The organism is Pannonibacter carbonis (assembly GCF_003012935.1).
GTDB classification, from domain to species: domain Bacteria; phylum Pseudomonadota; class Alphaproteobacteria; order Rhizobiales; family Stappiaceae; genus Pannonibacter; species Pannonibacter carbonis.
In genome coordinates, this window is sequence record NZ_PUDR01000006.1 from 88111 (window position 1) to 113235 (window position 25125).

18 protein-coding genes are annotated in these 25125 nt (G+C 64.4%); 10 read left to right on the forward strand and 8 right to left on the reverse strand.

Annotated elements, in window-relative coordinates; genetic code table 11:
* The first annotated feature begins 282 nt into the window (after positions 1–282).
* Positions 283–1446: a hypothetical protein gene (locus C8348_RS10155; protein WP_106753219.1), complete on the forward strand. Its 1164-nt coding sequence runs from the start codon at positions 283–285 to the stop codon at positions 1444–1446.
* Between the two features lie 136 nt (positions 1447–1582).
* Entirely contained in the window at positions 1583–3727 is a 2145-nt protein-coding gene (locus C8348_RS10160) for a hypothetical protein (protein ID WP_106753220.1), read from the forward strand.
* Between the two features lie 291 nt (positions 3728–4018).
* On the opposite strand, the gene C8348_RS10165 is transcribed toward C8348_RS10160, so the two are convergent.
* Both C8348_RS10165 and aspS read right to left on the reverse strand, forming a co-directional pair.
* Entirely contained in the window at positions 4019–5797 is a 1779-nt protein-coding gene (locus C8348_RS10165) for an ABC transporter ATP-binding protein (protein ID WP_106753358.1), read from the reverse strand.
* 116 nt (positions 5798–5913) lie between these two features.
* Positions 5914–7698 carry an aspartate--tRNA ligase gene (aspS, locus tag C8348_RS10170; RefSeq protein WP_106753221.1) on the reverse strand — a complete coding sequence of 595 codons (1785 nt, stop codon included), beginning with the start codon at positions 7696–7698 and terminating at the stop codon, positions 5914–5916.
* Positions 7699–8077: 379 nt separating this feature from the next.
* Between aspS and C8348_RS10175 the strand changes: the two genes are divergently transcribed.
* Complete coding sequence (locus tag C8348_RS10175) at positions 8078–9316, forward strand: MFS transporter (protein WP_106753222.1); 1239 nt, start codon at positions 8078–8080, stop codon at positions 9314–9316.
* A gap of 21 nt (positions 9317–9337) precedes the next feature.
* Here C8348_RS10175 and C8348_RS10180 read toward each other — a convergent pair whose 3' ends face one another.
* The gene (locus tag C8348_RS10180; RefSeq protein ID WP_106753223.1) at positions 9338–9955 is read right to left on the reverse strand and encodes a ParA family protein; all 618 of its coding nucleotides are present in this window, start codon (positions 9953–9955) and stop codon (positions 9338–9340) included.
* Positions 9956–10096: 141 nt separating this feature from the next.
* Between C8348_RS10180 and rnd the strand changes: the two genes are divergently transcribed.
* Complete coding sequence (gene rnd / locus C8348_RS10185) at positions 10097–11272, forward strand: ribonuclease D (RefSeq protein WP_106753224.1); 1176 nt, start codon at positions 10097–10099, stop codon at positions 11270–11272.
* Positions 11273–11564: 292 nt separating this feature from the next.
* Here the strand turns inward: rnd and C8348_RS10190 are convergent, their stop codons facing one another.
* From C8348_RS10190 to C8348_RS10205, 4 genes are all read right to left on the reverse strand, one after another.
* A complete protein-coding gene (locus tag C8348_RS10190; RefSeq protein WP_106753225.1) occupies positions 11565–13094 on the reverse strand; it encodes a Ppx/GppA phosphatase family protein in 1530 nt (509 codons plus the stop codon).
* On the reverse strand, positions 13087–15210 hold the full coding sequence (locus tag C8348_RS10195; protein ID WP_106753359.1) for an RNA degradosome polyphosphate kinase: 2124 nt from the start codon (positions 15208–15210) through the stop codon (positions 13087–13089). Before C8348_RS10195 ends, C8348_RS10190 begins: the two co-directional genes overlap by 8 nt.
* Positions 15211–15421: 211 nt before the next feature.
* A complete protein-coding gene (locus tag C8348_RS10200; RefSeq protein ID WP_106753226.1) occupies positions 15422–16105 on the reverse strand; it encodes a P-loop NTPase family protein in 684 nt (227 codons plus the stop codon).
* A gap of 11 nt (positions 16106–16116) precedes the next feature.
* On the reverse strand, positions 16117–17217 hold the full coding sequence (locus C8348_RS10205; RefSeq protein ID WP_106753227.1) for an AI-2E family transporter: 1101 nt from the start codon (positions 17215–17217) through the stop codon (positions 16117–16119).
* Between the two features lie 663 nt (positions 17218–17880).
* On the opposite strand from C8348_RS10205, the gene purM reads away from it, so the two are divergent.
* A complete protein-coding gene (purM, locus tag C8348_RS10210; RefSeq protein ID WP_106753228.1) occupies positions 17881–18972 on the forward strand; it encodes a phosphoribosylformylglycinamidine cyclo-ligase in 1092 nt (363 codons plus the stop codon).
* Complete coding sequence (purN, locus tag C8348_RS10215) at positions 18969–19643, forward strand: phosphoribosylglycinamide formyltransferase (protein WP_106753229.1); 675 nt, start codon at positions 18969–18971, stop codon at positions 19641–19643. Before purM ends, purN begins: the two co-directional genes overlap by 4 nt.
* On the opposite strand, the gene C8348_RS10220 is transcribed toward purN, so the two are convergent.
* Positions 19576–20553 (reverse strand): LysR family transcriptional regulator, encoded by a 978-nt coding sequence (locus C8348_RS10220; RefSeq protein WP_106753230.1) that lies wholly within the window; start codon positions 20551–20553, stop codon positions 19576–19578. The two genes, purN and C8348_RS10220, sit on opposite strands and share 68 nt — an antisense overlap.
* Before the next feature lie 267 nt (positions 20554–20820).
* On the opposite strand from C8348_RS10220, the gene C8348_RS10225 reads away from it, so the two are divergent.
* The 4 genes from C8348_RS10225 (at position 20821) to C8348_RS10240 (ending at position 25104) form a co-directional block, all read left to right on the forward strand.
* A complete protein-coding gene (locus C8348_RS10225; protein ID WP_198646999.1) occupies positions 20821–21630 on the forward strand; it encodes an HAD-IIA family hydrolase in 810 nt (269 codons plus the stop codon).
* 3 nt (positions 21631–21633) lie between these two features.
* Complete coding sequence (locus tag C8348_RS10230; RefSeq protein ID WP_106753231.1) at positions 21634–22560, forward strand: ABC transporter permease; 927 nt, start codon at positions 21634–21636, stop codon at positions 22558–22560.
* A gap of 4 nt (positions 22561–22564) precedes the next feature.
* Positions 22565–23488, forward strand: a complete 924-nt coding sequence (locus tag C8348_RS10235) for an ABC transporter permease (protein ID WP_106753232.1) — start codon at positions 22565–22567, stop codon at positions 23486–23488.
* 65 nt (positions 23489–23553) lie between these two features.
* Complete coding sequence (locus tag C8348_RS10240; RefSeq protein WP_106753233.1) at positions 23554–25104, forward strand: ABC transporter substrate-binding protein; 1551 nt, start codon at positions 23554–23556, stop codon at positions 25102–25104.
* The last annotated feature ends 21 nt before the right edge of the window (positions 25105–25125 follow it).

The window sequence follows — 25125 nt, forward strand, 5'->3', positions numbered from 1 at the left end:
CCCTGTCAAGCCTGACAAGGGTGTGGATCGTCACCCAAACGCCCCCAGCTCAAGCCCGGCACCAGCTTGTGGTCATAATTTCGCCGCCGATCTCTTCTCGATTGCTCCGGTCACACCGGCCGACGCGGTGGCGCGGAAGCTTGCGGTCACTCGCCATCGGCCAGATCCGGCCCGAGTTCTCTAGCCTGGTCGAGCCGGGCTCAATTTGCTTGCCTCGGGAATTGGCTTGGCGCATCGTGCCAGCCGGCAGGTTCCCTATCGTCATGTTTTGGAGTTTTTCGAATGCGATCCTTTCTCCTGCGCGGTGTCAGCGCTGCCGTTGTTGGCCTGTTCCTGACCCATGGTGCCCTCGCCTTTGATCCGACCGGCAACGCAGTTGCCGACGCTTTCCTGAAGCGAATCGAGACGGGTGAGAGCAAAATCCTATCGGTCGGTGACGTTTCAGAAGATGGCGGCCAGGTCATGATCGAAGCGATCGTGATGGAGGGCAAGGCTCCGGAAGCTGGCAAGCTCGAGATCGGCGTCATCACGCTGACGGGGGCTGAGGAAAAGGCTGACGGCACTCTCGCGCTGGAAGGACTGGCGCTGGAGGAACTCACCCTCACGGCAGACAAGAGCGTCATCGCCATCGCGCAACTGGTCGCCACCGAAGTCATCATTCCCTCTGCCGCAGACCTCGCCAAGGCGGACAGTTCCTCGGCGCCCGGCTACAGCACCGTCGAGATCGAGGGGATCAACATCCAGGACGAGAACAAGAAGGAAGTCACCGTCGATTCCGTCTATCTCGCAACCAGCGCGAACGAAGGCAAATGGCCGACAGCAGGGGAACTGCAACTGACTGGCCTAGTCATCGATCCCGCCCAATATGAAGACGACGGCGCAAAGACCTTTACCGATCTGGGCTATGGCAAGCTGTCACTGGATATCGCCACCAGCTTCACCTGGTCGCCGCAGAGCGGCGATCTCGACATTCCGCAGCTCGACATCACCGGTGCAGACATGGGCACCTGGGCGATGGCGCTGAAAATCGGCGGCCTGACCGGCGATGTCGTCACCCAGCTGGAAGCGGCCAAGGACAACAGCGAGCAGAGCCTGGCCTTGCTGCAGGGCCTGACGGTCAACACGATCAGCGTGCGGTTCGACAACAACAGCCTGGTCGAACGGGTCCTCGACCAGCAGGCCAAGGGCGCCGGCACCGACCGGGCAGGTTTTGTCACACAGTTGAAGGCAGGCCTGCCGATGATGCTGTCCTTGTTGCAGAACCCGGAGTTCCAGACCTCGGTCAGCACGGCGCTGTCGTCCTTCCTCGACAAGCCCGGCTCACTGAAGCTTGAAGCCAAGCCGGGGCAGCCAGTCCCGGTTGCGCAGATCATGGGCACAGCCATGCTGGCACCGCAGACACTGCCGCAGGTTCTGGGCGTGGCGATCACGGCCAACGGCAACTGATCATCGGCCCGGCCTGAACCCAAGTCACCACAGGCGCGGCCGGCACCCTTCGGCCGCGTCTGGTTTTTTGAGCCGGACAACCGGCACCTGTCTTTGACCCGCGCATTTTTTGCGCACACCAAACTGGAGGCGCTCCATGTTCGCCCGCACAGCCGCCCGCCCCGCACCTGGCCGGGGCGCCCTGCGCATCGCACTCATTGCCTGTGTGATGAGCCTGCCCTTTGCCGCTCACGCCGAGACGGCATCCGACATCGTCAAGGAATGGAACGAGCAGTACAAGGCCTGGGGCGCGACCGTAGCCCGCTATGGCCGTATCGAGCCGGGCCTCAGCGAACGCGATGTGACGCTGCATGACGGTGAGGTCGTGTTCTCGATTCCGATGCCGGGCCAGGATGGCGATGCGATTGATGTGCGCGTCACCTATGGCGCCATGAACCTCACCGGATTGACGCGCTCGGCGACAGGATACACCGCGGACAGCATCGCAATCCCGGGCGACCTGACGATGGAAATCGAACTCCCGGGCGAGTTGTTCAACAGTTCGGCCTCACTGGCAGATGCCACAAGCGACGAGGACGCGGAAGCCGAGGACGATGAGGCAACGGACGAAGACGCCGATGGCGCAGAAAATGGCGGAGAGGCGACGGCCGACCCGGCCGCAGACCAGCCCAATGTAAAGATGGTCATTGTCCAGAAAGGCTATGAGGCCACCGGCCTTGCCTGGCCGGCACTGCCAGCGCTGCCGAATGATCCGCAGAAGCCGGTGACGCAATATTTTCCGCTCGCCAAGCTGCTGCTCGACGTCAAGGCCGACCGGATGGCGGCCGCCAGCATCGAAACGCGCCAGACCGGCATTCCCGGCATGGACAGCTCGGTTCGGTATGAAAACTATGTCATCCGCAATCAGGCTGACGGCCGGATCGAGGAGAACTCGATCGACCGGATGGTCCAGACCGAAATGCTGCCGAACTTTACCGGCGACGGCTTCCAGACCGTGGAAATGACCCTCGGTCGCACCGTGACCCGTGGCACCGACCTGATGCCCCTGCTGTCGCTTCTGGGCCAGGGCACTGACCCCAGCCGCAAGACCCTGATGGCGGAACAGGATGCCGTTGACTTCCGTGTCAAGGGCGACGGCTTCGAGGTTTCGATTGCCAGCCTGACGGCGGAAGACATCGGCGTCAGCGACACCAGCCCGCTGAAGATCCTGCCGATGCTGGATGCGGCCGCGCTGGACCAGGCGCCGGACGAGATGGAAATCGGCATGGCGGCGATGGAAGCTGTCGGGGTGTTCCGCTTTGGCAAGATGGAAGTCAACGGCGTCAAGGTGACAGCGCCAGAGGTCAACGGCGAGCTGACTCGCACCACCTTGCGGGAACTCTCCTCCAAGGGCTTTGGCGAGTTCTCCATCGACGGTCTCTCTGGCGAAGTCACAGCCCAGGGGAAATTGAAGCTTCACCGGATTGCCATCGCTGACCTCGAGTTCCCGAGCCTGATGGCCCTGATCGAGATCGGCATGATTGGAGGTGAGCCCAGTTTCGCCCAGACACTGGCCGCGCGGCCGCTGATCGGCCTGTTCGAGATCGTTGGCTTCAACCTCAACGCGGCTACGCTTGGCGGCGAGATCAATATCGATGAGTACCGCCAGACCGAACGGGGCCACATCAACCGCATTCCGACCGATATCGGCCTGTCGATGCGCGGCATCCGCTTCCCGGTCTCTCTCATCGAGGAGGCGGAAGCACGTTCGGTCTTCGAGGCCATGAACCTGACCGACGTGGTGATTGACCAGAACCTGAAGGTGACCTGGAACGAGGCGACCGGCGACCTTGCCCTTGAGGATCTCAGCGTCACCCTGAAGGACGGCGGATCGTTCAAGATGAACTTCGTGCTGGGCAACGTCTCCCGCGCCCTGTTCGAGACGCCGGAAATGGCGCAATTGGCACTTGCCGGCGCAACGGTGAAGTCCGCTATGGTCCGCTCCAGCGATGCAAAGATCGTCCGGGCGATGCTGGAGAAGCAAGCGAAGGACGCCAAGCTGTCCGCCGACACGCTGGCCATGGGCCTTGCCGACACCGCGGCCAACGACATGGGTCCGCTCGCCGCCACCCGCTTCGGCAAGGAACTGGTCGAGGCCCTGCGCGTCTTCCTGATGGACCCGAAGGAGATCGTCATCGAGATCGCTCCGGAGAAACCGGTCCCGGTGACCCAGCTCATCGGCATGATGGCGAGCCCGAACGCGATCCCGGACCTCCTGAACGCCAGGGTCCGCAGCAAGTAACCGCAGAAAAGCAAGGCTCCGGAGCGATCCGGGGCCGGAGCTTGATGACAGGCCTCGACCTCACCCTCGTCATCCCGGCCAAGCGAAGCGCCGAGCCGGGACCGGAGGGTCGAGGTATCGAGAATTCGCTGGTTTAATATCTGAGAGGCTTAGGCTCTCCGGTCCCGGATCTCCGCTTCGCTGCGTCCGGGATGACCATTGGAAACATATCAACGTCAAGGCCCCGGAGCGATCCGGGGCCTTGTTGCGTTGGTATGATCTTGATCCGCCCGCGTTGCTCAAGCGGCGGGATCAGCCGGCGCGGTCGGGCATGTCGCGGAACTGAAGATCGGCAAGGCGGCGGTAGAGGCCATCGCGGGCGACAAGATCGCCGTGCGTGCCGGATTCCACCACCTGTCCCTTGTCGAAGACAAGAATGCAGTCCGCGTCGCGCACGGTCGCCAGTCGGTGGGCGATGACGAGGGTGGTGCGGCCCTGCATCAGGCGCTTGAGGGCCACCTGCACCTTCGCCTCGGATTCAGCATCAAGGGCAGAGGTTGCCTCGTCGAGAAGCAGGATCGGCGCGTTGCGCAGCATGGCGCGGGCAATGGCGATGCGCTGGCGCTGGCCGCCAGAAAGACGGCTACCGCCCTCGCCCACCAGTGTGTCGTAGCCCTGCGGCTGCGCTTCGATAAATTCATGCGCATTGGCGTCCATGGCGGCGCGGATGATGTCGCCGTCGCTGGCACCAGGCCTGCCGAGCGCGATGTTGTCGCGGATCGACAGGTCGAACAGGAAGGTGTCCTGGGTCACCAGAGCGATATGACCGCGCAGCGAGGCGAGCGTCACATCGCGAATGTCCTGCCCGTCGATCAGCACACGGCCGCCGGTGACATCATAGAAGCGCTCGATCAGACTGAAGGTGGTCGACTTACCAGCCCCGGAGCCACCCACCAGAGCCGTGACCTTGCCGGCCTCGGCAGTGAAATTCAGGCCATTCAGCGCCGGCGCATCGCCATAGCTGAAGGCCACGCCCTCGAAGCGGACTTCCCCCTTGGGCACGAGCAGTTCCGCAGAGCCCTGACGGTCGGCATAGGACGGCGGGCGGTCGAGCATCTCGTACATCAACCGCACGCCGACGAGGCTGGTGTTGAGGTTGACCTGCAATCGCGCCAAACGCTTCACCGGTTCATAGGCCAGGAGCAGCGCCGTGATGAAGGCAAAGAAGGCGCCCGGATCCTGGCCGCGCTCGACGACGCTATAGCCGCCGTAAAAGATCACCATGGCGACGGCGAAGCCACCGAGCGTTTCCATCAGCGGCGAGGTACGGGCCGTCAGCGAGGCAATGCGGTTGGAGCGGTGCTCGACATCGCGGATGGCCTTGCCCATCTCCTGGCGCATGCGCTCCTCGACCCGGAATGCCTTGACGACGCGGATGCCGATGGTCGTCTCCTGCATGGCAGAGACGATCCGCGTGGTGGATACGAACTGCGACCTGGCGTGCTTGCGCACACGGCGAACCAGCAGCGAAACCCCGAACACGGCCGGCGGCATGATCAGGAGGGCGACGACGCTGAGCGCCGGATCCTGCAGCACCATGACCGAGACAAGGCCAATGACGCTGAGCACATCGCGGCCAAGCGACAGGATCACCATGTCGATGACGCCGCGCGCCGCCTGGGAGTTGTGGGCGAGACGGGTTGTCAGGTCACCGAGCGGGGTATGATCGAAAAAGGCCATGTCCTGCCGGGTGATAACCTTGAACAGGCGGTTCTGGATGCGGGCGACGATGGCATTGCCGATGCGGCTCATCAGCACCTGCTGGCCGAAAGTGGCAAAGCCCTTGACCGCAAAGATGCCCATCACCGCAACCGAGATGAGGGCAATCATCTCCTTGTCGCGGTTGATGAAAACCTCGTTGATGACATCGCGCATGATCCAGGCGCTGGCCGCAGTCGAGGCGGCAATCAGGGCCATGAAGACGATGGTCAGCGCATAGCCCGGCAGATGCTCGCGGGCGTTTTCCGCAATCAGGCGGCGAATGAGGACGTAGGAGCCGTCGGGATCGGAAAACCAGCGCGTGAGGCTCAACTTGCAGCCTTTCTGTCGGGGGCCGGCACAGCCAGCGGGCTGGGCCGGAATCACGGCCCTCTATCCGGGCCGGGGTCAGCGGCGGTGAAGCACAGGCCCACCGCCGCCGAACCGGATCACTTGGCCGGAAGGTTCAGCCGCAGGTGCAGTTCGCGCAGCTGCTGCGTGCTCGGCGGCGTCGGGGCGCCCATCAGGAGATCCTGCGCCTGCTGGTTCATCGGGAACAGCGAGATTTCACGCAGGTTCTTGGCCCCGACCAGCAGCATGATGATGCGGTCGACACCGGCGGCCATGCCGCCATGCGGGGGCGCGCCGTACTGGAAGGCGCGGTAGAGGCCGCCGAAGCGCTCTTCCACGTCCTGGGCCGACAGGCCGACCTTCTCGAAGGCCTTGACCATCAGGTCCGGCGACTGGTTACGGATCGAGCCCGAGGCGATTTCGAAGCCGTTGCAGACCATGTCGTACTGGAAGGCCTTGATCGTCAGCGGATCCTGGTTTTCCAGCGCGTCCATGCCACCCTGCGGCATCGAGAAGGGGTTGTGGGCGAAGTCGAGCTTCTTCTCGTCCTCGTTCCACTCGTAGAAGGGGAAGTCGACGATCCAGCACAGCTCGAACCTGTCGCGGTCGATGAGGTTCAGTTCGTCGGCGGCGCGGTTGCGGGCCTCACCGGCGAACTTGTAGAACTTCGACGGATCGCCAGCGGCAAAGAAGACGGCATCGCCATCGCCAAGGCCGAGTTGCTGGCGAATGGCCTCGGTGCGCTCCTCGCCGATGTTCTTGGCGATCGGACCGGCGCCCTCGAGCTTGTCGCCCTCGGTGCGCCAGAAGATGTAGCCGAGACCCGGCTGGCCCTGGGACTGGGCCCAGGAGTTCATGCGGTCGCAGAAGGCGCGGCTGCCGCCAGTCTTGGCCGGGATTGCCCAGACCTCGGCCTTGGGGTTGCCCGCGATCATGTTGGCGAAGACCTTGAAGCCGGAGCCGGCGAAATGCCCGGTGACGGCTTCCATGACGATCGGGTTGCGCAGGTCCGGCTTGTCGGAGCCATACATGCGGATGGAATCGTCATAGGCGATGCGGCGGAAGGTCTGGGTGACCGGCTTGCCTTCGGCAAATTCCTCGAAGATGCCGCGGATCACCGGCTCCATGGTGTTCCAGACGTCTTCCTGGGTGACGAAGCTCATTTCCAGGTCGAGCTGGTAGAACTCGCCCGGCAGGCGGTCGGCGCGCGGGTCCTCGTCGCGGAAGCACGGGGCGATCTGGAAGTAGCGGTCGAAGCCCGCCATCATCAGGAGCTGCTTGTACTGCTGCGGCGCCTGCGGCAGGGCGTAGAAGGTGCCCGGATGGATACGGCTCGGCACGAGGAAGTCACGCGCGCCTTCCGGCGAGGACGCGGTCAGGATCGGCGTCGAATACTCGGTGAAGCCGCCCTTGGTCATCTCGCGGCGCATGGCGGCGATGACTTCGGTGCGCTTGACGATGTTGCGGTGAAGCGTCTCGCGGCGCAGGTCGAGGAAGCGGTAGGTCAGACGCACATCTTCCGGATAGTCCGGCTCGCCGAACACCGGCAGCGGCAGTTCCTTGGCCGCGCCCAGCACTTCCAGGTCGCGGATGAACAGCTCGATCTCGCCGGTCGGAAGGTTGGCGTTGATCGTGTCGCCGGTGCGGGCCTTGACCTCGCCGTCGATGCGGATGCACCACTCCGAGCGGACGGTCTCGGCCAGCTTGAAGGCCGGGCTGTCCGGATCAACGACGCACTGGGTGATGCCGTAATGGTCGCGCAGGTCGATGAACAAGAGGCCGCCGTGATCTCGCACGCGGTGCACCCAGCCCGACAGGCGAACGGTTTCCCCGACATGGCTCGCGCGCAATTGCCCGCAGGTGTGGCTCCGGTAACGGTGCATGCAGTCCTCGATGTCTTGCGAAAATGACAAGGGTTCCAGCCACGAATGTGGACGGAGGTTTGAGGGGGACAAGCCACGTCACGCCGCCAAAGTCAAGACGCAGGCGGGGCCGCTCCCCCGCTGCAGGCATTCACGGATCGCCCCAGGCCTCGCCACGCCGGGGCCTCGTGGACTGACCAATCACATTTGGTGAACTGTCCATTCACCGCTTGAATTTTTTTCGCAGGCTCACGCAAGCTAAAAAGGCACACAAGGGACCTGCAGGCTTCCGGGGAACCTGAGTCGGCTGCTGAACCGACCGGCAGGACAATGGGCGAGCCGCAAAAACGCGAAGATCCGACACGCCTGACCGCAATCCACAAGCCTTCCAGAGAGCCGCATGTCGACAATCCGTCCGCTCATTCCCCTCCTTGCCACTGCCGGGATTCTCATCGGCGGTAACGGGCTGCAGGGAACCTTCATTTCGCTGCGGGCACTGGAGGAAGGATTTTCGCCGCAGGTCATCGGCTTCATTGGCACGGGCTACAACATCGGCTTTGCGCTCGGCTGCATCTACATCACGCGCATCATCAGGGCCATCGGGCACATTCGGGCCTTCTGCGCGCTTGCGGCAATCGCCGCAGCCGCGTCCATGCTGATGTTGCTCTATATCGCGCCCCTGCCCTGGTTCCTGATGCGCCTCGTCCAGGGGCTCTGCATTGCCGGCCTGTTTGCCGTCGTGGAGAGCTGGCTCAACGCACGTGTCACCAATGCCAACCGCGCCCGCACCCTCTCGATCTATCGGTTCGTCGACCTGGGCGCCGTCACGTTGGGGCAGTACATCATTCCGGCCGTCGGGGTCAGCGGGTTTGAGCTTTTCGTCATCATCGCCATGGCGTTGACGCTCTCGCTTGTGCCAATTTCCCTGACCGACCGCACGAGCCCGGCAGCTCCGGAACATGTGCGCTTTGATGTGCGGGTGTTGTGGAAGGTGTCGCCGCTGGCGACCGTCGGCTGCATTGTCGTTGGCTTCACCAATGCCAGTTTCCGTTCGCTCGGGCCTGTCTATGCGGACGGGATCGGCATGACCGTCACCTCCATCGCAACGTTCATGAGCGCGGGCATATTTGCCGGTGTCGTGCTGCAATATCCGCTGGGGCATTATTCCGACAAGCTGGACCGGCGCCTCATCATCCTCATCGCCACTTTCGGCTCCTTTGTCGCCGGCATTTTTCTTGCCCACGTTGCCGGCGACAGTGTCTGGCTGAATTACCTGGGCATCTTCGCCTTCGGTGCCTTCGCCATGCCGCTCTATTCCCTGTGTTCGGCCCATGCCAACGACCACGCGGCTCCCGGGCAGCATGCGCTGGTCTCGGCGGGAACGCTGTTCTTCTGGTCTGTCGGGGCCATAGCCGGGCCGCTGTTTGCCTCGATCCTGATGGGGCACTACGGGCCGCATTCCCTGTTCTGGTACACAGCCGCCGTGCAGGGGCTCTTCATGATCTACACGGTGCTGCGGATGATGCAGAGGGAAGGCATTCCGGCAGAGGGCCGCCGCAGCCGCTTCCATTCGCTCCTGCGCACCTCCGCCTTCTTCGCGAAACTGGCAGGATCAGGGCACACAAAGGAGAAGCCGTGAGGGGGAGATGCGCCCGAGTGATCAATCCAGTGCCTGAATGAGCGGATGCCACTGCGCCAGAACGTCAGCCGAAGCCGCTGGCGGATCGAAGACACTTGAACCACTGGCGGCATGGCGGGCATAGGTCACCCGGTCGGCAACTTCCGTTACCAGCGGATAGCCGGCTACCTGTGCCTGTTGCTGCAGCAGGGTCAGGTCCGCCCGGCCGCGCCGGACCCGGTTGGCCACAACCAGGATTTCCGCCTTGCCCTTGCGGATCCGCTTCAGCTGCGAGAGGCGACGCAGGAAAGAATCCGTTGCTTCCCAGTCAAAAGCGGACGGCATGAGCGGGACGACGATGTCATCGGCTTCGGCCACCAGATCCTTCGCCCGTTCACCGCGCAGGCCGCCGGGACCATCGATGAAGATGAAGCCCTGGCTGCCATCAGGCATGTCATGGCTGCCCTTGCTCCAATCGAGCGCGTGGATCACCGGCAAGCTTTGCGGCCTCCGCTTCAGCCAGCCAAGGGACGAGCGCTGCCGGTCGGCGTCCGCGAGAAACACGCGCTTGCCCTGCGCGGAAAAAGCGGCGGCAAGCGTTGTGGCGAAGGTCGTCTTGCCGCAGCCACCCTTGCCGTTGACGATGAGAATCCTGCGCATGAAACTTCCCTCCGGTACCTGAGCCTTGCGCAGGTCGTTACCGCATGCAACCTCGCCGGCAACCTCACAGGTCCTCGCAAAGCGAGGCTGACGGTTTGATGGCGACAAGATGGCAAGACTGCGGTATAGACCGGGCCTACCATGAATGTGATTACCACGACCCAAGCGCTCGCCGCAGCCTGCACCCGCCTTTCCGCCCACGAGTATGTAACCGTGGATACGGAATTCCTGCGTGAAACGACCTTCTGGCCGAAGCTCTGCGTCATCCAGTTGGCCGGGCCCGACGATGCCTACATTGTCGATGCGCTGGCCGACGGGCTTGATCTGGCTCCCTTTTTCGACCTCATGCGCGACGCGCGCGTGACAAAGGTGTTCCATGCTGCAAGGCAGGACATCGAAATCGTCTATCATCTGGGTGGCTTGATCCCGCATCCCCTGTTCGACACCCAAGTGGCGGCGATGGTCTGCGGCTTTGGCGACTCAGTCTCTTACGACCAGCTGGTGCAGCGCATCACCGGGGCGCATATCGACAAGTCCTCGCGCTTCACCGACTGGGCGCGCCGGCCGCTGACCCAGAAGCAGCTCGAATATGCGCTGGCGGATGTCACTTACCTGCGCGATGTCTATCAGTTCCTCAAAGCCAATCTCGCCGAACAGAACCGGTCACATTGGGTCGAGGACGAAATGCAGGTCCTCACGTCCGAGGGGACATATTACACAGAGCCGGAGCATTCCTGGCAGCGGCTGAAGATGCGCGTGCGCAAGCCGATCGAGCTGGCCGTCCTGATGGAAGTGGCCGCCTGGCGCGAACGCGAGGCGCAGGCCCGTGACGTACCGCGCTCGCGCGTGCTCAAGGACGATGCCATCTACGAGATCGCGGCGCAGCAGCCGGCCAATGTGGAAGCTCTCGGACGCCTGCGGACGATCCCGCGCGGGTTCGAGCGGTCAAAACCGGCCGAAGATATCCTGAAGGCCGTCAATGCGGCGCTGGCCCTGCCGAAGGACAAGCTGCCGAGACTGCCAAAGGGAAAGCAGGCGCCGGACGGCTCCGCCGCCGCTGTTGACCTGTTGAAGGTCCTGCTCAAGCTCGTCAGCGAGCAGCAGGGCGTTGCCGCCAAGGTGATTGCGACAGTCGAGGACCTGGAGCGCATCGCAGCAGACGATCATGCCGATGTGCAGGCCCTGTCCGGCTGGCGGCGCGAGATGTTCGGGGAACTGGCGCTGAAGCTGAAGCGCGGCAAGATTGCGCTTGCCTTCGACGGACGCCAGGTCATCGCCCTTGATCAGGGCAAGCAGAACTCTGCCGCTGCAGAATAGTCTTTCGGCAACCCCGCGGTCGGCAATTTTCCGGGATGTGAGCCCCTGTGGTTGGCCGGAGGGGCTGGGTACTGACGCAGTCTCTGTTGCTATTCCGGACTGCCGCGAACCGCCGGAATGATGCCTGTACGCGGCGAAAGTCATTTTTTCCCGCGCTGTCCCGGCCTTGTGCCGGGACCTGTCAGGCACGCACCTCGCCATCCCACCAGGTCCCGGCACAAGGCCGGGACAGCGCGGAGCGGGATAACCTCTGCAGACCCTGAGCCCGACAGCAGGGCTTTTTTGTTGCAGCTTAGGGAAGCGGCAGGACGTTGCCTTTGGAGCCGATCAGCTTGGCGAACTGGGATACGCGTTTGCGCAGGCGTTCGCCGTCCATATAGGCGAGCTTGGCCGGGAGCTTCAGCATCAGCTCGTCCTCGGTGCGCAGGAACTCGGTGTCGAGCAGCACGCCGGGCATGGACGCGGAGACGAGCGAGGCCACCCGCAGGGCCGCACCCAGGATGCGGGCGCGTTCCTTCAGCCGGGTCGGCGTCAGTTCGCGCAGGCGCGGCGACAAGGCATCATCGTTGAGCCCGGCATGGCGATAGAACACCGCCATCGACAGGAACGCCCGGCCCGGATGATCGATGCCGACGAAGGCCGCGTTGGAGATGATGTTGAGGCTCTGCTCACCGCGATAATCGGGATGGGCGCGCCAGCCGATATCGGACAGAAGGCAGGAGGCATGACGCAGCCGGCGCTCTTCCTCGGTTTCGTCGATGCCGATCAGCGGATAGAGCCGATCGGTCCAGGCGATCAGTTCCTCGGCGTGTTCCGGCGAACGCGCACGCAGCAATGCCAGTTCGCGCGCGGCCTCCAGAAGCGGATCCTGCTTGCGCACCGAAGGCGGCAGCAAATCGTAGAGAAGCCCCTCGCGGACACCTGTGGCGGACATCACCACCCTCTCGGCCTTCATCAGGCGCAACACCCGCTCCATGACGATTGCCCCGAAAGGCAGCAAGGCACGGCGTTGCCGCGAAACAGATTCGATGAAGTCGAGGCTTTCCACGTCGCGCTGAGCGACCATTCGGCAGAACTCGATCGCCTCTTCCGCCGGGATCTCGTAATTATGCATCACATGCAGCGGGTAGCCGGCTTCGAAGAGATGCAGCCGAGCCAGTGACCGCCAGGTGCCGCCGACGGCGTAGAAGGTATGACGGGCCACGCGCGTCGGCCACTTGGCAGTGGCGAGCGCGTCCTCGACGATCTTCTGCGCCCGCGCGATCTTGCCGCCCGAGGCTTCCTGCAGGCGCAGGCCGCCAAGCGGATAGGTCTCGCCCTGCCCCACACCGCGCGGTCCGATGGTCACCAGCTCGAGGCTGCCGCCGCCAAGATCGCCGACGATGCCCTGGGGCTTCCAGAAGCCAGAGACAATGCCGAGCGCGGAGTAGTAGGCCTCTTCGGCGCCGTTGAGGATGCGAACCGGCACGCCGGTGACACGCTCAACTTCGGCAACGAAGGCGGCCCCGTTGCTGGCATCGCGGGCGGCGGCGGTTGCCAGCACATGCATGGCCCGGACGCCGATATGCTCACACAGGCAGCGGAACCGGTACAGGGCGGCAAGCGCGGCCTGGACCGGCTCCTGCATCAACTCGCCCGTCGTGGCGAGACCTCGCCCGAGCCCTGCGAGGATCTTTTCGTTGAACAGGATCGTCGGCGCACGGGCCTCGCGCTCATAGACGACAAGGCGCACGGAGTTTGAGCCGATGTCGATGACGGCGATAGGCCCGGACCCGCTGAGGCGGCCCCGGGCGGGGGGATGCTTGGCGCTGGCGTCAGGCACGCTGCGGTCGCTCCTTGAAGTGGCGGGGCTTTTCGGTGGTCACCGTCTTGCCGCGCCCGGACAGGGACGGGTTTGTCATAAAATAGCGATGGGCATTGAAAGGTTCCTCGCCCGGAGCTGGCGCCATGCGCTCGTGCGAGCCATCGGGCAGGATGCGCCAGCTTTGCTGGTTGTCCTTGAGATTGGCGACCATGATCTGGTCGAGAACCTGTTCGTGCACGGTCGGGGTGATCATCGGCGCCAGGATCTCGACACGGCGGTCGATATTGCGCGGCATCATGTCAGCCGACCCGATATAGACATGGGCATGCGGCGACGGCAGCCCGTGACCATTGCCGAAGCAGAAGATGCGGCTGTGTTCCAGGAAACGGCCGACAATCGACTTGGCGCGGATGTTCTCCGACAGACCCGGTATGCCCGGCCGCAGGCAGCAGATGCCGCGCACGACGAGATCGATCTGCACGCCGGCCTGGCTCGCCCGGTAAAGCGCATCGATGACGCCAGCATCAACGAGCGAGTTCATCTTCATCCAGATCTGGGCCGGACGGCCAGCCTTGGCGTGCTCGATCTCGGCCTCGGTCAGCTCGATGATGCGGCTGCGCATGCTGATCGGTGAGACAGCCAGCCGCTTCAGCTCCGCCGGTTCGGCGTAGCCGGTGATGAAGTTGAAGACCCGTGCCGCATCGGCCGCGATGTCCGGATCATCGGTGAAATAGGACAGGTCCGTGTACACGCGGGCGGTGATCGGGTGATAGTTGCCCGTGCCGATGTGAACATAGGTCTTGAGCTCGCCGTTCTCGCGCCGGACCACCATCGACAGCTTGGCGTGGGTCTTCAGCTCGATGAAGCCGAAGACGACCTGAACACCGGCCCGTTCCAGATCGCGGGCCCAGCGGATGTTGGCTTCCTCGTCGAACCGCGCCTTCAGCTCGACCAGGGCCGTGACCGACTTGCCGGCTTCCGCCGCCTCGGCAAGCGCCTTGACGATCGGGCTGTCCTTCGAGGTGCGGTACAGCGTCTGCTTGATGGCGACGACATCGGGATCCTGCGCGGCCTGGCGCAGGTACTGCACCACAACGTCGAAGGATTCGTAAGGGTGATGGACGATCAGGTCCTTTTGCTGAATCGCGGCCAGACAGTCGCCGCCATGCTGGCGGATGCGTTCGGGGAAGCGGGCCGTGTAGGGCTCGAATTTCAGGTCGTCCCGGTCGATCCCCACCAGCTGTGACAGGTTGTCGAGGGCGAGCAGGCCATCCACCAGGAATGTCTCGGCATCGGTCACGCCGAGCGCATGGGTCACGAAAGCGCGCAGCGAGGCCGGCGCGGCGCCGTCGATTTCCAGCCGGATCACCGACCCGCGCCGGCGGCGCTTGAGCGCGCTTTCGAACAGGCGAACAAGATCCTCGGCCTCTTCCTCGATTTCTATGTCACTGTCGCGGATGACGCGGAAGGCGCCCTTGCCCTTGATCTCGTAGCCCGGGAACAACCGGCCAACGAACAGGCTGATGACCTTTTCAATGGTAATGAAGCGGACCTCGCCCTGTCCCATGTCCGGCAGGCGGATGAAGCGGTCCATGTGGCTTGGCACACGCAGGAGCGCCGTCATGCCGCGCCCGCCGCGGATCGGGGCCAGTTCAAAAACGACCGAGAAGCCGAGGTTCGGGATGAACGGGAACGGATGGGCCGGATCAATGGCCAGCGGCGTCAGCACCGGGAAGATATGGCCGAGAAAGTGGTTCTCCAGCCAGGCGCGCTCGTCCGCCGTCAGATCCTGGGCCAGCAAGATGCGGATGCCGGTCTGGACCAGCTCGGAGCGGATCTGCCGCCACAGTCGCTGCTGTTCGCTCTGCAGGCGCTGGCAGGCGGAGGTGATGCGCTCGAGCTGTTCGCTCGGCGTCAGGCCATCGTCAGACCGCAGGGTCACGTCGGCGCGTTGCTGACCACGCAGGCCGGCGACGCGGACCATGAAGAATTCGTCGAGGTTGTTGGCGGAAATAGACAAGAAGCGAAGCCGCTCGAGCAGCGGATGATCCTTGTTGACGGACTCTTCAAGAACCCGGTGATTGAACTGCAGCCAGGACAGTTCCCGGTTCATGAATCGGGCCGGCGACTGCATCAGTTCATGGTTCACAGCTACGGCAGGAGCCGGTTCGAGCACAGCTACAGGGTCACCGAGCTTGACCTCGGGGGCAATGCCGGCGGAAACCGCAACTCCGGCGCCAATCTGCGACACCTCCAACTTGTCCTGCACGGCAGTCTCCTTATCGATGGCCATCAGGCGGCCGCCTCATCATCGGCCGGGCAGGCCCAGAGCCTCAACTTGTACGTCACTCGGCACCGCTTTCCAGCCGCTCCAGCACACGACCCGCCAGAGAACGCGTGATTCGGGAGCCTCCGGCCAGAGCCTCGGCATCCAGCGCCTCTACAACCCGGCCGGCGACACCCAGTGACCGTTCCATGCGTACCACAAGAAAATCAACAACCGATGGATCGATCATCACCTGGCGGTCGGAGAACAGCTTCACCAGCACACGGCGCAGGAGATCATCATCCGGCTCGGGCATCTCGACCGGCGTTGCCGCACGCAGGCGCGAGATGAGATCTGGCAGCGTCAGGTTCCACGCCGCCGGCCAGGTGCGGCTGGTGATCAACAGACTGCTGTCCGCCTGCCGCAGGGCGTTGATCAGGTGAAACAGCGCCGTTTCATTGACGCCGCGATGGGCATTTTCCAAGGCGACCGGTCCGGCGGCGACAAGGCGGTCCACCGTGTCTTCTGTCAGCTCTCGCGCTTCCAGGACCGTCGCGCCGGACAGGCGACGCCAGATCTCGACCAGATGCGTCTTGCCGCTGCCGACGGGCCCGGCGAGGATCGTGACCGGGGCCGGCCAGGCGGGCCAACTCTCGATCATATCCAACGCCGCGCGGTTGGCCTCGCCCACAAGATAGTCATCGCGGCCAAGCGCCTGCTCATGCGGCAGGATCAGGGGAAGCTGGCGCGGGAACTCGGCCATGGCAGGTGCCGTTACTCGTCGGTTTGGGTGCTGGACCTCTGACTGTCGCCGTCGCCAGTCCCCCGGTACAATGAGCTTGCTAGGTACTGCGTCAGGGCGAAGCGCGCAAGCACGCCCACAATGGCAGCAGCGGGAACTGCCACCAGCATACCCACAAATCCAAACAAATATCCAAAGGCAAACAACGCAAACATCAACCAGACCGGATGCAGGCCGACACTCGCCCCGACCAGCTTGGGCTGGAGGATGTTGCCTTCGATGAACTGGCCAACGCCGAAGACCACGGCAACGGCAACGATCCAGGGCCAGTCCGGCCAGAACTGGACGATGGCCACCGACATGGAGGCGACCAGGCCAAGCGCCGCGCCGACAAAGGGAATGAAACTGACGAGCCCCGCGCCGATGCCGATCAGCAAGCCGAAATTGAGCCCCAGCAGCACCAGCGAGACGGCATAGAACAGGCCGAGCAGGACACAGACCGAGACCTGCCCGCGGACAAAGCCCGCGACAGCGCGGTCCATTTCACCGGCCAGCTTGCGGACCGTGTCGACATGTTCACGCGGCAGCCAGCTGTCGATGCGCTCGATCATGTGATCCCAGTCCAGCAACAGATAGAAGGCAACGACCGGGGTAATGACGAAGAGCGACAGAATGGACAGAAGCGCCTGTCCGCCGCTCCAGACCGAATTGAGCAGCCCGCCAAGCCAGGACGCCCCCTTCGACATGATGTCGCCGAGCGAAGACTGCAGGTCGGCGACGGAGAGGCCGGACACCTTGGTCAGCCGGTCGCCGAGATTTTCGGTGATCAGGCTCTGCAGCGAGCGGACCAGCCCGGGCAACCGGTCGATGAAGCCCAGCATCTGGTTGCCGAGCACCGGCACCAGCAGGATCAGGACGATGCCAAGCACCAGCACGAAGGCGAACAGGATCGACAGGGTTGCCGCCAGCCGGCTCATTCCCATGCGCTCCAGCCTGTCGGCGACGGGATCGAGCAGATAGGCCAGCGCCATGCCGGCGACAAAGGGCAACAGCACCGCGCTGAACACCGTCATGAACAGGATGAAGGCAATCAGGGACAGCAGCCAGAACTGGACTTGGCGGCGCAGGGTCATGCGAGGTCTCCACGGGCGGCCCTTGGGCCCTTCGCTGCCAGATAGGAGCGCGCGAGCGTCATGGTCAAGCGCGCATCATTGCGTCCGGTCCGCGCCATTGGGTCTTTTTGCTGAACTCGAAAGCGCTGGAGCGGGTCATTCGCTCTACGATTTCCCCCCCGTCATGCCCCTCTCTTTCGTCATGCCATGACTTGATCATGGCATCCATGCCGCGACCCTACGGTCCAGCCGGCAGTAATTGGACGCACGCTTGTCAGTCCGTACCGTTCGGAAAGGCAACGGCATGGATGCCATGGTCGAGCCATGGCATGACGAAAGTGTTGAAAAATAGTCGTGAGGATGGGGTGCCGAAGCTGTGGGGGGCTCATTGCGGGATTTCATCGTTCCCGGCTCCGTCGTCAATACCCCCTCCTTCGTCATGCCGTGACCTCACGTTCCGGCCGGCAGCCGTTGCCCCCCTTGTCAGTCAGTACCGCTCGGAAAGGCAACGGCATGGATGCCATGGTCGAGCCATGGCATGACGAATGGAGGGCAGACAGGTGAAGCGCCCTGGCAAGATCCGCCGGAAAAGCGGCACCGGCGGCCGTTCCCGATTGCATGGCCTGACAAAATGAGGCATTGCCCTGCGGCATCAGACATAACCGGCTTACGGAGACGTGACCCATGAGCGCGCAGGACCGCGGGGGGCAGAACGGCCTCACCTATTCCCAATCGGGTGTGGACATCGACGCGGGCAACGCGCTCGTCAAGCGCATCGCGCCGCTGGTCAAGGCGACGGCCCGATCCGGCGCCGACAGCGCCATCGGCGGCTTCGGCGGCATCTTCGATCTCAAGGCGGCCGGCTTCTCCGATCCGCTGCTGGTGGCCGCCAACGACGGCGTCGGCACCAAGCTGAAGGTCGCCATCGACACCGGCTGCCATGACACGGTCGGCATCGACCTCGTCGCCATGTGCGTCAACGATCTGGTGGTGCAGGGCGCCGAGCCGCTGTTCTTCCTCGACTATTACGCCACCGGCGCGCTGGACGTGGACACGGCCACGGCCGTCGTCGGCGGCATCGCGGAGGGCTGCAAGATCGCAGGCTGCGCGCTGATCGGCGGCGAGACGGCGGAAATGCCGGGCATGTATTCCAAGGGCGACTATGACCTTGCCGGCTTTGCCGTCGGCGCGGTCGAGCGCGAGAACCTGCTGCCGCGCCCCGACGTGACGGAGGGCGACGTGCTGCTAGCCCTCTCCTCCTCCGGCGTCCATTCCAACGGCTATTCGCTGGTGCGCAAGATCGTCGAGGTCTCCGGGCTCACCTATGAGGCCGACGCACCGTTCCAGAGCGGCACCAGGCTCGGCGAGGCGCTGATGACGCCGACGCGCATCTATGTGAAGCCGCTGCTTGCCGCCCTCAAGGCGACCTCCGGCATCAAGGCGCTGGCGCATATCACCGGCGGCGGCCTGACCGAGAACCTGCCGCGCGTGCTGCCGAAGGGCAGCGTTGCCCGCATTGACCTCGCGAAGATCGCGGTGCCGGGCGTGTTCAAATGGCTGGCAAGGGCCGGCAACGTGGCGGAAAGCGAAATGCTGCGCACCTTCAACTGCGGCGTCGGCATGGTGGTCGTGGTCGAGGCCGGCGCGGAAGCCGCCGTGCGGGCCGCGCTGGAAGCGACCGGCGAGACCGTCTTCACCCTCGGCCGCATCGAGGCCGGCTCGGGCGACGGCGAGGCGCATGTCGCCTACACCAACCATCTGGACCTCGGCGCATGAGCCATCGCCAGAAGGTCGGCGTGCTGATCTCGGGTCGCGGCAGCAACATGCTGTCGCTGATCCGGGCTGCGCAGGCACCTGACTATCCGGCCGAGATCGCGCTGGTCCTGTCGAACCGGCCGGACGCCGGCGGACTGGAGCGGGCAGCCGCCTTCGGCATTGCCACGGCGGTGGTCGATCACAAGTCCTTCGGCCGCGACCGCGATGCCTTCGAGAAGGCAGTCGACGCCGAACTGCAGGCGGCCGGCATCGAGCTGGTGGCGCTGGCCGGTTTCATGCGGCTCCTGTCGCCCTGGCTGGTGGAGCGCTGGGCCGGACGCATGCTTAACATCCATCCCGCCCTGCTGCCGTCCTTCAAGGGCCTCGACACGCATGAGCGGGCGCTGGAAACCGGCGTGAAACTGCATGGCGCGACCGTTCACTTCGTTTCCAGCGAAATGGATGCCGGACCGATCATCATGCAAGGGGCGGTGCCGGTCCTGGATGGCGATACGCCGGACACGCTCGGCGCCCGCGTGCTCGAGGTCGAGCACCGGATCTACCCGGAAGCCCTGGCGCTGATTGCCTCGGGCACGGCGCGGCTCGAGGGCAACCGCGTCGTCCTCACGGACGCCGCCTGCGAGACCACCGGCCACCTGATCGCCCCGATGCTCCTGAACGGGCAGGACTGACCGTCCTTCGCGAGACGGCAAGCGCCGCCCCGCCGTCCTGTTCGGCGCGGAAGGCGGAGACGGTGGCGAAGAAGGCGTCGTGCAGGACGCTTTTTTCCTCGGACAGGGCAAAGACCATCTCGTCATATTCCCGGCTCATCTCGGTGACCGTCAGCCGGCGGACGATGTCGGTGCGGCCCGTGCCGTTGCGCCACATGAAGCCGACACCGAGACCGTTCACCACCGCCTCATAGACCGCATCGCGGGTGTCCAGCGTCAGCAGCGGTACCGGCTCGACGCCGGCTGCGCGGAAGGCGCGGTCGACGACGCGCTGGGTGGAGGAGCCGCGTGTGCGGAAGATCAGCGGCTCCTGCAACAGGCGCTGGCAGTTGACGCTGTCAAGGCCCGCCAGAGGGCTGGCGGGATGCACGATGGCGACCACATTCTGGCGCATCAGCAGGTCATGCCGGAAGCGGCCATCACGCGGCACGTCCGGCAGGATGCCGATGTCGACGGCGCGGGTCAGCACGGCCCGGGTGATCGCCTCGTGCGAGCCGGTCTCGACAGCAATCTCGATGCTGGGGTGGCGCTTGTGGAAGGCGGCGATCAGCGCCATGCCGGGCATGGAATTGCCGAGGCCGATGGTCAGGCGGCCATTCAGCAGCGTGTTGTGGCGCATCAGGATGCGCATGGCGTGGCGCTCGGCCTCGGCCATGCGCTCGGCCACGTCGCACAGTTCCAGACAGACAGGGGTGGCCTGCAGCAGGCCGTTCTTGCGGTCGAACAGGCGGACGCCGAACTCGGTCTCCAGATCGCGCACATGGCGGGAGATGGCCGGCTGGGACAGGCCCAGCGCGCGGGCGGCGGCGGCATAGGAACCGCCGGCGGCCACCGCATTGACGGCCCGGATGCAGGAAAGACTGAGGCTCATTGGTCAGGCACCTGCTTCGGACACATGAGCATAACAAGAGGCATAGGGCATATCGCTCCAAGATCCGCATGACCAAACCGGATGTTTGATCGGCTCATACCTTAAGCTTCGTCTGTAACGGCCACGTCACAGTGGCCGGGCACTGTCTGTCTCAACGCGGCTGGCTCGCTCCCCGGCAGCCGCTTCAAACAAGACTTCAGGGTTTCCACGGCCGCACCGGTATTCCGCGTGTGAACGGGGAGCCTTTACCCGACAGGAACACAGACTGTGACGCAGGCAGCCGGACCGATCACCGTAGCGAGACTGGAAAGCGGACTGGCGGATGCCTATGCCGCAGTGCTGTGCGATCTCGATGGTTGCCTTGTCTCCGGTGAAACGGCGCTGCCCGGTGCCCTCGATTTCGCCCGCTCCTGCGGCGACCGGCTCTGGATCGTCTCGAACAACTCTGGAGACACAGGCCAGAGCCTGTCCGAGCGGCTGGTCAGGCTCGGCTTCCAGATCCCGGCGCATCGGATCCTGCTGGCCGGGGAACATGCACTCCTTGACATCGCCCAGCGCCGGCCGGGGGCAAGGATCTTTCTTGCCGCCTCGGCCCAGCTGGAGCAACGGGCGCGGGCACTGGGGCTGATCCCCCTCCGGGCGCCGGAGCGGGCAAACGATGTGGATGTGGTGATGCTGGCCCGGGACCCGGACTTCGGGCTGGGCCGGCTGTCGAAGATGGTGCGGCTTCTGGCATCGGGCGCTGAACTGGTGGTGACCAATCCGGATCTGGTGCATCCGGGCGCAGACGGCCTGCCGGAGCCGGAGACCGGAGCCCTGCTGGCAGCGCTGTCCGCCTGCTGGCCGGAACTCGCCTACCAGACCATCGGCAAGCCGCAGACCGCACTGCTCAGTGAAGCCCTGCGCCGGGCGGGGGTCTCTGCAGCAGATGCCCTCTTCGTCGGCGACAATCCGCTGACTGACGGACTTGCCGCCCAGCGCGCCGGGATTGCCTTCCTGCATGTGCTGCCCCCGGTGCCACGCGGCCCCGCCGATCCGGTGGCATCGCTGGCACCAGCCATCCAGACGGGAGACTGACCGATGCTGGCCTATGCCCTACGAACCCTCATCAAGATGGTCATTACGCTTTTTGCCATCGTGACCCTGGTGTTCTTTGCCACGCGCCTCTCCGGCAATCCCATCGACTTCGTCCTGGGTGATGGCATTACCAGAGAAGACCGGGAGCTGCTGACGACCTATTACGGGCTCGATGGCAGCGTGTGGACGCAGTACCTGCGCTATCTGGCGGCCTTCGTCGACGGCCAGTTCGGGCTCTCCTTCCTGGAACGGCGGCCGGTCGCCGATGTGGTGGCAGAGCGGCTGTGGCCAACGGCCCAGCTGATCCTGAGCGCAACTGCCTTCACGCTGCTGGTGTCCATCCCCCTTGGCATCCTGGCCGCGCTGAAGCGCAAGTCCTGGGTGGGCAGCGCCGTGATGACGGTGGCCTTCCTCGGGCTGGCGGTGCCCAACTTCGTGCTGGCGACGCTCCTGGTGCTGGTCTTTGCCTATCTGCTCAACTGGCTGCCAATCGTGGGCAATGGCACGCCGGCGCATTTCATCATGCCGACCATCGCCCTCTCCGGCCTGCTGATCGCCGCCCTCACCCGCTTCACCCGAAACGCCATGCTGGATGTGCTCAGCCAGGACTACATGCGCACGGCCCGGGCCAAGGGGCTGAAGGAACGGCGGGTGATCCTGAAGCACGGCCTCGGCAATGCCTCGATCACGCTGCTGTCGGTCATCGGCCTGCAGGTGGCGGGGCTCGCCGCGGCCGGCAGCGTGGTGATCGAGAGCATCTTCGCCTGGCCCGGCATCGGCCAGCTGCTCGTGCGCTCGGCGATCCTGCGCGATTACCCGGTGCTGCAGTTCGGCGTTCTCACCGTTGCCATCGCCGTCATCGTCATCAACGCCGTGATCGACATTGCCTATGCCTATGCCGATCCGCGCATCCGCCTTGCGAAAGGATAAGCCCATGACCGATCACGCGATTGCCGCATCGGGCCGGAACCAGCCACGCCGGCTGCCGTTCCCCCTGCCCCGCCTCGACTTCGCTGTGACCTTCTGGCGGGAGGCGAACGGCGTGCAGCGAGTGGCCATGATCCTGGCCCTGGTGCTGCTGGTGACAGCCCTGGCTGCACCGCTCATCGCCCCGTTCGATCCCAATGCCCAGAGCCTGATGTCCCGGCTGAGACCACCGGTGGGCTTTGAACGGGCGAAGCTCGCCTATCTGCTGGGCACGGACGAACTGGGCCGGGATGTCCTGTCGCGCTGTCTTTACGGACTGCGGTTGACCTTCCTTCTGGCGCTTTGCGGTGCCGTGATCGGCCTCGCCATCGGCTTTGTTCTTGGAATGTTCTCAGGCCTTGCCGACGGAGCAATCGATGACTTCATCATGGGGCTGGTGGATGCGCAGATCGCCATTCCCTTCACGCTGGTGGCATTACTGCTTCTGGCCGTGTTCGGCTCCGGGCTCGACGTGATGATCCTGGTGCTCGGTCTCTACGGCTGGGAGCAATACACCCGCATCGTCCGCGGCGAAGTCCGCAAGCTCAAGCAAATGCCGTTCATCGAGGCCGCGCGGGCCGCAGGGGCTTCCCCCTGGCGTATCGCCCGCCGGCATATCCTGCCCAACATCGTCTCGCCGCTGGTGGTGCAGTTCACCCTGAGCTTCTCCAACATCGTGCTGCTGGAATCGACCCTGTCCTTCCTCGGGCTCGGCGTGCAGCCGCCCACCGCGACGCTGGGGTCGATGGTCGGCATCGGCCGCGACTACCTGCCGACCGCCCCCTGGATCGTGCTCGCCCCGGCGGCGGTGATCCTTCTCCTGACCTTTGCCGTGCAGATCCTGGGCGACTGGCTCCGGGACCGCGCCGACGTGCGCCTGCGCAGCCGCTGAAACAACAGAAGCCGGAACGGCCGACGTCCCTACTCCCTAACCTCACCCCTCTTGTGGAGGCATTCATGTTGAGACTTCTTGCAAGCACTGCCCTGATCAGCGCCGCTCTCGCCGGCTCCGCCCTGTCCGCCGAGATCACCGTTGGCGCGGCCAACGTGTCGTCCTACCTGGATCCGGGCCGCGACCATTCCAACGTGGGCTCGCAGTTCTACTACAACAGCTTCGACACGCTGATCGGCCGCAACCACGACACCACCAAGACCGAATGGGTTCCCGCGCTGGCGACCTCGTGGAAGCTGATCGACGACACCACGATGGAGCTGAAGCTGCGCGACGGCGTGAAGTTCCACAACGGAGCGGCCATGACCGCCGATGACGTGGTGTTCTCGCTGAACCGCATGTTCCAGGCCGACTTCCCGCCCTACCAGGTGCGCGCCCGCGACCGCTTCTCCAACTTCGCCGGAGCCGAGAAGGTCGATGACCTGACCATCCGCGTCAAGGCCAAGCGCGCCGAGCCGCTGTGGGAGACGCTGCTGAACCTGCAGCAGGTCATGATCATCCCCGCCGCCTACACCATGAGCCTTGCCGGCGACCCGGCCAAGCTGGAACACGACGACTTTGAAGCCTTCTCGCTGAAGCCGGTCGGCACCGGCCCCTACAAGGTGTCCGAGTTCGTTCCGGGCCAGACCATCGTCTGGGAGCGCTTCGCCGACTTCTGGGGCGACAAGGCCCCGCTCGACAAGGTGACCGTCAAGCACATGCCGGAAACCGCTTCGCGCATCACCGCCCTGAAGACCGGTGAAGCCGACATCGTGACGAACATCGCCCCGGACCAGCTCGACATGATCGACAAGGACCCGGACATGAAGGCCTTCGGCGCGCCGACCGCCCTGTTCCACGTCATGATCATGAACCAGAACCATCCGAAGCTGAAGGATGCCCGCATCCGCCAGGCGCTGTCGCTGGCGATCGACCGTGACGCGCTGAACGAGGCGCTGTGGCTCGGCAAGGCCGTGGTTCCGGCGTCGCACACCATGGAAGAGTTCGGCGAACTCTACATGCCGGAGCTGAAGACCTTCGAATACAACCCGGAGAAGGCCAAGGAACTGCTCAAGGAAGCCGGCTACGACGGCTCCGAGATCACCTTCGACACGGCGGCCGGCTATTACACCAACGGTCTGCTGTCGACCCAGGCGATCATGGAGATGTGGGCCGAAGTCGGTGTGAAGGGCAAGATCAACGTCGGTGACAAGTGGACCGGCAACTCGCCGGACCTGATGGTCCGCAACTGGTCCAACCCGATGTATTTCGCCGATCCGTTCGGCTCCTTCGGCGTGATGTGGGCGCCGGGCGGCCCGTCGCAGTCGGAAGGCCGCTTCAACACGGATGACGCCTATGCCGCCGCCTGGGAGAAGTTCCGCTTCTCCGGCGACGTCGAGCTGCGCCGCGCGGCCTATGCCGAGCTGATGGACCGCGTGAAGGCCGATCCGGCCCTGCTGCCGCTCTATCGTCCCTATGAAGCCTGGGCGATGAAGAACGCGGTCAACTGGCAGACCAAGCCGGGCCACATTCCGTATGTGCTCGACTTCCGCGCCGGCTCCATCTCCTTCAACTGAGCCTGACATCAAGCCGGAGCG